This window comes from Kribbella sp., assembly GCF_035655035.1.
GTDB lineage: Bacteria > Actinomycetota > Actinomycetes > Propionibacteriales > Kribbellaceae > Kribbella.
Map to the genome: position 1 here is coordinate 1 of NZ_DASRVN010000200.1, position 10644 is coordinate 10644.

9 protein-coding genes are annotated in these 10644 nt (G+C 70.5%); 4 read left to right on the forward strand and 5 right to left on the reverse strand.

Features of this window, described 5'->3' with window-relative positions:
• Positions 1–18 precede the first annotated feature (18 nt).
• The 4 genes from VFF46_RS11770 to VFF46_RS11785 all read right to left on the reverse strand — a co-directional run bounded on the left by VFF46_RS11770 (position 19) and on the right by VFF46_RS11785 (position 4171).
• On the reverse strand, positions 19–630 hold the full coding sequence (locus VFF46_RS11770) for a DUF5998 family protein (protein WP_325037125.1): 612 nt from the start codon (positions 628–630) through the stop codon (positions 19–21).
• A gap of 57 nt (positions 631–687) precedes the next feature.
• A complete protein-coding gene (locus VFF46_RS11775) occupies positions 688–2334 on the reverse strand; it encodes an FtsX-like permease family protein (RefSeq protein ID WP_325037126.1) in 1647 nt (548 codons plus the stop codon).
• Positions 2331–3026 carry an ABC transporter ATP-binding protein gene (locus VFF46_RS11780; RefSeq protein WP_325037127.1) on the reverse strand — a complete coding sequence of 232 codons (696 nt, stop codon included), beginning with the start codon at positions 3024–3026 and terminating at the stop codon, positions 2331–2333. Before VFF46_RS11780 ends, VFF46_RS11775 begins: the two co-directional genes overlap by 4 nt.
• Positions 3027–3121: 95 nt before the next feature.
• On the reverse strand, positions 3122–4171 hold the full coding sequence (locus VFF46_RS11785; RefSeq protein WP_325037128.1) for a P1 family peptidase: 1050 nt from the start codon (positions 4169–4171) through the stop codon (positions 3122–3124).
• Positions 4172–4217: 46 nt separating this feature from the next.
• On the opposite strand from VFF46_RS11785, the gene VFF46_RS11790 reads away from it, so the two are divergent.
• Positions 4218–4730, forward strand: a complete 513-nt coding sequence (locus VFF46_RS11790; protein ID WP_325037129.1) for a DUF2087 domain-containing protein — start codon at positions 4218–4220, stop codon at positions 4728–4730.
• On the opposite strand, the gene VFF46_RS11795 is transcribed toward VFF46_RS11790, so the two are convergent.
• Positions 4723–7419: a GNAT family N-acetyltransferase gene (locus VFF46_RS11795; RefSeq protein WP_325037130.1), complete on the reverse strand. Its 2697-nt coding sequence runs from the start codon at positions 7417–7419 to the stop codon at positions 4723–4725. The two genes, VFF46_RS11790 and VFF46_RS11795, sit on opposite strands and share 8 nt — an antisense overlap.
• Before the next feature lie 40 nt (positions 7420–7459).
• Between VFF46_RS11795 and VFF46_RS11800 the strand changes: the two genes are divergently transcribed.
• The 3 genes from VFF46_RS11800 to VFF46_RS11810 all read left to right on the forward strand — a co-directional run.
• On the forward strand, positions 7460–8506 hold the full coding sequence (locus VFF46_RS11800) for an SLC13 family permease (RefSeq protein WP_325037131.1): 1047 nt from the start codon (positions 7460–7462) through the stop codon (positions 8504–8506).
• Between the two features lie 10 nt (positions 8507–8516).
• Positions 8517–10217: an AMP-binding protein gene (locus VFF46_RS11805; RefSeq protein WP_325037132.1), complete on the forward strand. Its 1701-nt coding sequence runs from the start codon at positions 8517–8519 to the stop codon at positions 10215–10217.
• Positions 10218–10644: ABC transporter permease (locus VFF46_RS11810; RefSeq protein WP_325037133.1), on the forward strand; the 427-nt coding region annotated here is incomplete at its 3' end.

Here is a 10644-nt window from a genome sequence, read left to right on the forward strand (position 1 = left end):
ACCGGGGCGATCACGGCACTACCTGCTGGTGGCGAACGAGAGCGCCTTCGCGAACTCGAGCACCTGCTGGATCCCCGCCGGGCCGTCCGCCGCGGCGGAGATCCGCAGCGAGATGTCGTCGGCCGCGACCGAGCCGGTGTAACCGTGGTCGGCCTCGCAGTTCGGGTCGGCGCAGACGGCCGGCTCGAGGTCGATCCGGTTCACCATGCCCCAGCCGATGGTCAGCACGACCTCACCGCTGCCGGCCACCGCGGGGTCGGCCTTGCCGGAGGCGTAGCCCGCCGGATTCGGCACGACGCGGTTCACGACCACGGCGTTCACCCGGTGCAGCGGGATCGCCTCGGTCGAGGTGGACGCGTACGGCGCGCGGATCAGCTCGTCGGCGGCGTGCTCGTCGGTGTGGCCGACGATCAGCCGGGTCGGGGTCAGCGCCAGGATCGTGATGTGCCGCCGGACCTCGTCGCGGTCGAAGGTCGGCTCGTGCTGCAGGACATAGGCCCGGATCGGTTCGTCGGCGATCGCCACCGCGAGCGCATCGGTCACCACGTCGGGGTAGTAGCCGCACCGATCGATCGCGTCGCGGAGGTCCGCCGACGCGTCCGCGAGCTCCGGTGTATTCAGGTCACGCATGACCTCATCCTTGCACGATCGGGGCGCCGAGCGTTTCACCCTTGTGGACAACCACGCTCAGTTCGCACTTGCCTTCCGTAACACCGGAGCACCGGCCGCACCCGCGACCGCGACCAGCACGAGCCCCACGACCACCTGTCCCAGCAGCATGAACAGGCCGGTACTGCCCTGCGTGATCACTCTCCCGCCGCTCAGCACGAGCCCGCAGAACGCTCCGAAACCGACCACGGGCAGGCCGACGCCGAGCACCGGGACGACGGCGGCGAGCCGGGCGGCCCGCTCGATCACCTGCAGCGGTACGCCGGAACGCCGCAGCGCGCGGGCCGGTGCCGCCTGGTCCAGCGCCGTACCGACGGCACCGGCTGCGGTCGACGCGGCCACGGTGAGGAAAACCAGCGACAGCAGGAGCGCAACGCCGATCCGCAGGTCCTGGAAGGTCGGGTTGTCGTCGCCGGACGGCATGAACACCGAGATGAAGCCGGTCACGAACCCGGACAGCACCAGCGCAGCCACGGGCCGGAAGGCACCCTTCGGGTCGTCCACCAGCCGACGGCCGGCCAGCAGCGTGACCGGCTTGTTCGCACTGTTCGCCATCGCCTTACCGACCAGCTGCACCGCCCACGGCCCGATCACCCGTACAGCAAGGGCTGCGAAGCCGACACCGAACAGCAACGGCAAGACCGCTCCGCGCAGACCGTAGTACCCAAGGATCGCCGGACCGATCACCAAGAGACCTACCCGCAGCCAAGTGACGCGCTTGCGCGTCTGACCGCGTACGACGCCTAGCGGGGTGATGCTGACGCGGCCAAGGCCGATGAGCGCGCTCATGACGGACAGGATCGGTACTGCGACCAGTACAACCAGGACTGTCCACCACTGCACGGTGATGTCGCCCAGGTACCAGCGACCGCCGCCGAGCGGGATCTGCGCGATCAGAGGGCTCAGCGCGGTGTAGCCAATCAGCCCGGCCACGGCGCCGGCAAGGCCGAGCACGGCCTGTTCTACTGCGCTCAGCCAGAGCACCTGGGTGCGGGTGGCTCCAGCGAGGCGCAGTGCAGCCAGTCTGTGCTCACGGCGCTTGGCGGCGACACCAGCTGCCTGACCGACAAGGCTGAGGATCGGGAAGAGCACCAGGGTGATGCCGAACGCGACCGCGATCAGCAGGCCGAGCATGCGGCTGTCCCAGACGTTGTCGTGCCAGCTGCTGACGTACTGCGGCTGGCCGTCGGCGGCGATCTTCTCGACGCCGCGGATGATGACGTACTCCTCCGGGGACGACAGGCCCTTGCTGCTGATGATGCCGGTCGGTTTGTCGAGGCCGTACTGCTTGCCGAAGCTCGGCCAGCGCTTCGCGATCTCCGGCGACACGTAGACCTCGCCGGGCTTCGGCGCGTGGTCCAGCCCCGGCGGCGCGGGCTCGCTCGGCTTGAGCGCCACGAGCTCGATGACCGTCGTACGGTGGCCGTCGACGCGTTCGTTGTCGTTCACGTTGAGCATGCCGACCGCGGTCGCCGGGTCGGCCTTGTCCGCGCTCCGCCACCCGATCCGGTCGGACCGGTGCGCCAGCCCGAGCGACCCGGCGATCAGGAACGTCACCAGCAACGCGACCACGGCCGTCGCTCCGAAGGCGGCCAGGTTCGCGGCCCGTCCTCCGGGGCCGGGGCGGCGTACGAACCGCAGTCCGAGGTCCGTCATCGGGCTCATCGCACGACTCCGGCCGACTCGCTCACGCGGCCGTCGACGATGTTCAGGGTGTGGTGGCAGCGCGCCGCCACTGCGTTGTCGTGGGTAACGACCACGACGGCGGCACCGCGGTAGGTGGCGGCGCCGACCAGGAGATCGATGACCTGGGAGCCGGTCGTCGCGTCCAGCGCGCCGGTCGGCTCGTCGGCGAACACCACCTGTGGTTCGCCGACGAGCGCCCGCGCGATCGCGACGCGCTGCGCCTGGCCGCCGGACAGCTCGCCCGGACGCCGGCCGACCTCTGCGGCCAGGCCCACCTGTGCGAGCGTGTTCCGCGCCCGGGCGATCGCGTCGCGCCGGCTGAGACCGTCGACCATCAGCGGGAGCGCCACGTTCTCGTCCGCGGGCAGCTCCGCGAGCAACTGGTTGTCCTGGAACACGAACCCGAGCCGCCGGCGCCGCAGCACCGTCCGGGCCGCGTCGTTCAGCTGGTCGACACGCTCGCCGCCCAGCCACACCTCGCCCTGGTCCGGCGTGAGGATGCCGGCCAGCACGTGCAGCAGCGTGGTCTTGCCGTTGCCGCTCGGGCCCATCACCGCGAGCGCCTCGCCGGAGCGGACCGCGACGTCCACACCGGCCAGGCCGACCACGCTGCCGTAGTACTTGACGAGGCCGTGACCACTGAGCACGACCTGGGGACTCTGGAGGTTCATGCCCAGAGCCTTTCGCGATCACCGCCCGCGAGCGTCGGACCACGGGCCGGTCTTCGGGTCGCCTTCGGGTGCCTTTCGGCGATCCGGCGTACGACTCAGGTCGTACTCCGGAACGCCGACGGGAAGGCGTCCCGGTAGCTCGGGATCCCGCCGTCCGGCGTCGGCACCGACTCCGCGTTCAGCATCGCGTGCACGATCGCCCGGGTCAGCGTCCGCGCACCGGCGGCGTACACCGTCTCCAGCTGAGCCAGCGCGGTCGGGTCGGTGACGCTCAGCCGCGGGCCTTCCGTCGCGGTGGACACGGCGAAGATGCTGTCGCCGTCGACGAGCGTGTGGATCGGGTCGATCGCACGTGCCAGTCCGTCGTGCGCGATCATCGCCATCCGCTTCGTCGCGGCCTTGTCCAGCGGTACGTCGGTGCCGACCACCGCGATCACGGTGTTCATCGACGGTCCCGGGATGAGGTTCCGCCCGGGCGCTGAGGTTGGCGGCGGATCGGTCGGGGTCCGCAGGTGCGCGAACTCGTCGCCGAGGCCGAGGCGGGCGCCGTACAGGTTGCCGTCGGCGTCGATCGTGGAGCCGGCCGCGTTCACGATCACCAGCGCGCCGACCGTCGTACCGTCGTCGAACCGCACGCTCGCCGATCCGACGCCGCCCTTCAGCGACCGCGCCCGGGCTCCCGCGCCGGCGCCGTGGTTGCCCAGGGCAACCGGTCCGTCGGAGGCGGCCGCGATCGCGTCGGCGCCCCAGGACGGCTCCGGCCGGGCCTTGAAGTCGCCGCGGCGGCCGAGGTCGAAGATCACCGCGGTCGGCACGATCGGCACCACGTCGCGCTCGCCCTGCCCGACGCGGACACCCTCGCCGCGCTCCTCCAGCCAGCGCATCACCGTACCGGCCGTGTCGAGCCCGAACGCACTGCCGCCGGTCAGCACGATCGCGTTCGCGCCGCCGTTGGAGTTCACCGGCGAGAGCAGGTCGGTCTCGCGGGTACCGGGCGCGCCGCCCCGCACGTCGACGGCGGCGACAGCGCCCCCAGGGAGGTGTACGACGGTCGTCCCGGTCAGGTACGGCGGGTCGAGCCGCTCCACCTGACCTACGTGGATTCCGGGGACGTCGGTGATCGCGTTGTGCGGGCCAGGCTGCATGGAGGTGATCCTAAATCCGGTTGCGGGGCTCCTTAGCGTGAAAGGTATGAACGCCGATCAACTGTGTGGTCTGCTGGCCGAACCGTCGAGGTTGCGGACGTACTCCGCGATCGTCCTCGGCGCCACCACTCCCGAGCAGGTGGCCGGGAGCACCGGACTGGACGCTCCGGTCGTGGTGAAGGCGTTGCAGCGGTTGACCAAGGGCGGGCTGATCACGGCGAGCCGCGAGGGGTTCGCGGCGGACGCCGGCGTGTTCAAGGACGTCGTACGCGAGCATCTGCCGGAGCGGGTGCCGCTGGATCCGGACCCGGCGCGGGACAACGTGCTGCATTCCTTCATCCGGGACGGGCGGCTGACGCACTTCCCGACGTACCCGGACAAGTACCAGGTGGTGCTCGAGTACCTCGTGCAGACCTTCGAGGTCGGTCGCGAGTACCCGGAGGCCGAGGTGAACGAGCTCCTCAACCGCTGGCACCCGGACCACGCGGCGCTGCGACGCGGGCTCGTCGACGCCCGACTGCTGCACCGCGAGAACAGCATCTACACGCGGACTAAGTAAGCCTGCGCGCAGGGCTGTCCTGCCGGGGCTTCTCGTTCGGGGCGACGCGGACCCGGGTGTCCAGGACCGTGGCGCCCTGCGCGGAGACCAGGACCGAGCGGAGGTCCAGGCGGACGACCTCCTCGAGGTCCAGGGTCAGCCGGGACACCCGGTGCAGCAGGTCCTCGATCGCGGAGATGTCCACCGGGTCCGACCCGCGGTACCCGTACAGCAGCGGCGCCGCCTTCACCTCGCGGACCATCTCGGCCGCGTCCCGCGTGGTCAGCGGCGGCATCCGGTACGAACGGTCGCCGAGCAGGTCGGTCGCCACCCCGGACAGCCCGAACGTCACCACCGGCCCGAACGACACGTCCTCGATCGTCGAGATCACCACCGGTACGCCGGGCGGCGCCATCTTCTGCACCACGAACTGCGCCCGCCCCGGATCGGCCGCCACCCCGAACGTCCGGGTCATCTCCGCCCAGGCCGCGCGCATGTCGTCCTCGTCGTGGATGTGCCGCCAGATGTCCGCCAGGTCCGGCCGCATCCGCCACTGCTCCGCGGTCGCCTTCAGGATCACCTCGAACCCGAGGTCCGCGGCCCGGGCGACCGCTTCGTCGGCGCTCAGCACCGGGAACGCCGGCAGCACCGAGATCCCGTAGAAGCTCAGCAGCCGCTGCCGGTCCGCCTCGTCCAGGTCCGCGCCGGACGGGTGCCGCTGCAGGAACTCCGCGACGAAGTCCTCTCCCCCGGCGGTGTCGATGTCCGGCAGGTCCGGGATCTTGCTGTCCGACCGACGCCGCCACTCCGCGTACTGCGTCGCCTTCGCAAGCGCGCCCACGGCGTACTGCGGGTTCAGGAACGACGGGATGGAGCCGCGCGCGGCTCCCCCGTCCTCGTCCGGCACCCGCAGCTCCTCGGGCACGCTACGGGAGGCGAGGAACGTCGACACGACGGGCTTGTCCGAGTCGGCGGCCGCGGCCGCGAGCACCTGCGCGATCTCGCCGCCGCTGGACTGCACCGGCGGCGTGTAGATGACCACGACCGAGTGCACCTTCTCGTCGGAGAACACCTCGGACAGCGCGAGCCCGAAGTCCGACGGGGTCGCGTCCGCGCGCAGGTTCCGCGGCTCGCCGGCCACCTCGAGTCCGCAGCTCGCCATCGTGTCGAGCGCGAGCAGGGTCAGGGCGTCGGAGTTCGACACGATCGCGACCCGGCGGCCCTTCGGCAGCGGCTGGTGCGCGAGCAGCTGGGCGACGTCGAACAGCTCGCCGGTGGTGTCCACCCCGATCAGCCCGCTCTGCCGGAACATCGCCTCGATGGTTGCTGGCGGCAACTGGCTGCGCCGGATCATCTGCCCGACCGGCACGCCCTGCGTGGCCCGCCCGGACTTCAGCGCGACCACCGGTTTGCGGCCGGCCAGCCGCCGCGACACCCGGCTGAACTTGCGCGGGTTGCCGAGCGACTCGAGGTACAGCAGCACCACCTCGGTCGCCTCGTCGGAGTACCAGTACTGCATCAGGTCGTTGCCCGAGACATCGGCCCGGTTGCCGGCCGAGACGAAGCTCGACAGGCCGAGACCACGGCCGGCCATGTCGGCCAGGATCGGTACGCCGAGCGCGCCGGACTGGCAGAAGAACGCGACCCGTCCCCTGCTCGGCATCAGCGGTGACAGCGTGGCGTTCAGCGACACCCCAGGGGCGGTGTTGATCAGCCCAAGCGCGTTCGGCCCGATCACCCGCATGCCGTACGAGCGGGCCAGCCCGACCAGGTACCGCTGCCGGTGCCGGCCCTCGTCGCCGATCTCCGCGAACCCGCTGGACACCACGACCAGCCCGCGCACGCCCTTCGCCGCGCAGTCCAGGACGACGTCCGCGACCATCTCCGCCTTGACGGCGACCACCGCGAGGTCGACGGTGTCCTCGACCTCCCGGATCGTCGGGTACGCCGGGACGCCCTCGATCTCGTCGGCCTTCGTGTCGGTGTTGACGGCGTACAGCCGGCCCGGGAACCCGCCGTCGCGGAGGTTCCGGAGCAGGGCGTTGCCGATCGTGCCCTCGCGGCGGCTCGCGCCGATCACGGCTACCGACGAAGGCGTCAGCAGACGAGCGATCGAGAGTGCCTCGGAGCGCTGCTCGCGGGCCTGCATCACGCCGAACGAGGTGTCGGTCGGCGCGATGTCGAACTCGACCATGATCACGCCGTCCTCGAACTCGCGCGCGACCTTGTAGCCGGCCTCGGTGAAGACCGTGATCATCTTCCGGTTGTCCGGCAGCACCTCGGCGACGAACCGGTGGATGCCGTTCTCGCGGGCGGCCTGGGCGAGGTGCTCAAGCAGCAGCTGGCCGAGCCCGCGGCCCTGGTGCGCGTCCTCGATCAGGAACGCGACCTCCGCCGTACTCCGGCCGGTGCCCTCGTACCGCCCGACGCCGATCATCTCGTCACCGACCGTGACGATCAGCGCGAGCCGCTGGTGGTAGTCCACCTGAGTGAAACGCGCCACGTCCCGGTCCGACAACTCCGGGTACGGCGCGAAGAAGCGGTAGTACTTCGACTGCTCGGACACGCGGGCGTAGAACGCCACCAGCAACTCGTCGTCGGCCGGCGTGATCGGCCGCAGGTGCGCGGTCGCACCGTCCCGCAGGACGACGTCGGCCTCGTACTCCGCCGGATAGCCGTCCGGGAGCTCGTGGTCATACTGGTCCGGCACCTAGACAGCGTACTCAAACAGGAACAGCGGAGGTCGGGATTTGGTCGAGCGCATCGCGCCGGTCCTGGTGTTCCTGATCGCGGTGACGGTCATCGCCGAGCTGGCCGACCAGGCGAAGGTGTTCGACGTCGCAGCGCGGGAGGCGGCGCATCTTGCCCGCGGGCGGGTCTGGCGGCTCTGGCTGCTGGTGGTCGCGCTGGCCACCGGTCTCACGATCGTCCTGTCCCTGGACACCTGTGCAGTGCTGCTGACACCCGTCGTGCTGTCCATGGCCCGTCAGTTGAACATCCCGCCGAAACTCTTCGCGTTCACCACGGTCTGGCTGGCCGGTACGGCGTCCCTGCTGCTGCCGGTGTCCAATCTCACGAACCTGCTCGCCGTACAGCCGTTCCGGGAGCTGGATGTGAGCTACCTGTCGGTCAGCTGGCGCCCGGCGATCGCCTCGATCGTCATCACGGTGCTGGTGCTCGCGGCGCTGTTCCACCGCGACCTGCCGCGCACGTACGACGTACCGCCGACACCTGGCGTCGACGACAAGGTGCTGTTCTGGGGAGCCACCGCGGTGTGCGTGCTGCTCGGACCCGCGTTCGTGTCCGGGGTGCAGGTGGCGTGGCCGGCCAGTATCGGGGCGCTGGTCCTGGTCGGGCTGTTCGCTGTACGGCGACGGAGCGCGCTCAAGTGGTCGCTGATCCCGGTCAAGCTGGTCGTGACCGTTGTGGTGCTGTTCACCGTGGTGGGGTTCCTGAGCTCGCACGGGCTCGAGGACGTGTTACGGCGAGTAGCCGGGAGCACCTCGGAGTTGCGGTTGAGTGCGACCGCGGCCGTCGGTGCGAACCTGTTCGACAATCTCCCGGCGTACCTGGCGATGGAACCGGTCGCGTCGAACAGCCCGCACCGCATGCTGGCACTGCTGATCGGTGTGAACTGCGGGTGCCTGCTGACCCTCTGGGGCTCGCTCGCCACGCTGCTGTGGAGGGCCCGGTGCGACGCCGCCCGGGTGGAGATCTCGTGGTGGTCGTTCCTGTGGCGCGGACTGATTCTCACGCCACTCGTTGTCACAGGCGCCGTACTCGCCCTGAATGGGTAATGTGCGCTCCATGGCGACGGAGCAGAGCACTTCTGAGGTCACCCGGAAGTTCCGGGCGGCGCGGGACTTCCTGGTCGCGCACCGCGACGACTACGAGACGGCGTACCGGGACTTCAGCTGGCCGCAGTTCGAGCGGTTCAACTGGGCCCGCGACTGGTTCGACGCGCTCGCGGTCGAGCAGCCGGGGGTCGCGGCGCTGACGATCGTCGAGGAGGACGGCGAGGTCAACTCGCGGACGTATGCCGAGATGGCCGAGCGTTCCCGTCAGGTGGCCGGCTGGCTGACCACGGCCGGCCTCAAGCCGGGCGACCGGGTGCTGATCGTGCTCGGCAACCAGGTCGAGTTGTGGGAGACCATGCTCGGCTGCATCCGCGCCGGCGCGGTGATGATCCCCGCGACCACCCTGCTCACCGACGCCGACCTGGCGGACCGGATCTCCCGCGGCAACGTGCGGGCGGTCGTCACCAGCGGCGCCGACGCGCCCCGGTACGCCGGGATCGCCGACCACTGCATCCGCGTCGCGGTCGGCGCGACGGCCGAGGGCTGGACGTCGTTCGCCGACTCCGAGAGCTACGACGGCCCGGTCCCCGAGGTGGACACCGCCGCCGACGACCCGCTGCTGCTGTACTTCACCTCCGGTACGACGAGCCAGCCGAAGCTGGTCGAGCACACGCAGGTCAGCTACCCGCTCGGGCACCTGTCGACGATGTACTGGATCGGCCTGCAGCCCGGCGACGTCCACCTGAACGTCTCCTCCCCCGGCTGGGCGAAGCACTCGTGGAGCAACCTGTTCGCGCCGTGGAACGCGGGCGCGACCGTCTTCCTCTACAACTACACGCGCTTCGACGCCGCGAAGATGCTCGACGTGCTGGCGACGTACGGCGTGACCACGTTCTGCGCGCCGCCGACCGTCTGGCGGATGCTGATCCAGGCCGACCTGTCCGCGGCCGACGTGAAGATCCGCGAGTGCATCTCGGCCGGTGAGCCGCTGAACCCCGAGGTGATCGAGCAGGTCCGCAACGCCTGGGACATCACGATCCGGGACGGGTACGGGCAGACCGAGACCACCGCGCAGATCGGCAATCCGCCGGGCCAGCCGGTGAAGCTCGGGTCGATGGGCCGCCCGCTGCCCGGGTACAGCATCGCGCTGATCGACCCGGCGACGGACGAGATCGGCGACGACGGCGAGATCTGCATCGAGCTGGCGCCGGCGCCGGTCCCGCTGATGCGCGGGTACCGGGACGCCGACGAGCTGACCGCCGAGGTGACGCGGAACGGGTACTACCACACCGGCGACGTCGCGAGCCGGGACGCGGACGGCTACATCACGTACGTCGGGCGCTCGGACGACGTGTTCAAGGCCAGCGACTACCGGATCTCGCCGTTCGAGCTGGAGTCGGTGCTGATCGAGCACCCGGCCGTCGCGGAGGCAGCCGTCGTACCGTCGCCGGACCCGGTGCGGCTCGCCGTACCGAAGGCGTACGTCGTACTCGCGGCCGGGCACGAGCCGTCGCGGGAGCTGGCCGGGGAGATCCTGGCGTTCTGCCGCGAGCACCTGGCGCCGTACAAGCGGATCCGGCGGATCGAGTTCGCCGAGCTGCCGAAGACGATCTCCGGGAAGATCCGGCGGGTCGAGCTGCGTGCGGACGAGGCGGCCAAGGTCGAGAGCGGGAACGCCGGCCAGACCTACGACGAGGCCGACTTCAGGTAAGTGTCCTTCCACACCGGCCTCGGCTGGTCGGCGCTCGTCGTCCTGCCGTTACTGATCGCGATCGGCGTCGCCGCGTCCCGGTACGCCGGGCTGCGCCATGACAAGGGCATCGTCACGGCCGCGCTCCGGGCCGTCCTCCAGCTCGCGGCGATCGGCGTGGTCGTCGGCGTCGCGCTGCAGCACACGCTCGGAGCGATCGCGTTCGTGCTGCTGATGTTCGGGGTCGCGACGTTGACCAGTACCCGGCGGCTGCACAACACCGCGGTGATCCCGCGCCAGTGGCTGTACTGCGCGGCGGCGATCGGCTCGGGCGCCTTCGCCGTACTGCTCCTGCTCATCCTGCCGGGCGTGGTGCCGCGGAACCCGGCGAGCATCCTGCCGATGGGCGGCATCATCGTCGGCGGCACGATGACCGCGACCACCCTCG

Bases quoted from the DNA above. Each gene is read 5' to 3' on its own strand.
- VFF46_RS11770 (WP_325037125.1), bottom strand. From the start codon at position 630: ATGCGTGACCTGAATACACCGGAGCTCGCGGACGCGTCGGCGGACCTC.
- VFF46_RS11775 (WP_325037126.1), bottom strand. From the start codon at position 2,334: ATGAGCCCGATGACGGACCTCGGACTGCGGTTCGTACGCCGCCCCGGC.
- VFF46_RS11780 (WP_325037127.1), bottom strand. From the start codon at position 3,026: ATGAACCTCCAGAGTCCCCAGGTCGTGCTCAGTGGTCACGGCCTCGTC.
- VFF46_RS11785 (WP_325037128.1), bottom strand. From the start codon at position 4,171: ATGCAGCCTGGCCCGCACAACGCGATCACCGACGTCCCCGGAATCCAC.
- VFF46_RS11790 (WP_325037129.1), top strand. From the start codon at position 4,218: ATGAACGCCGATCAACTGTGTGGTCTGCTGGCCGAACCGTCGAGGTTG.
- VFF46_RS11805 (WP_325037132.1), top strand. From the start codon at position 8,517: ATGGCGACGGAGCAGAGCACTTCTGAGGTCACCCGGAAGTTCCGGGCG.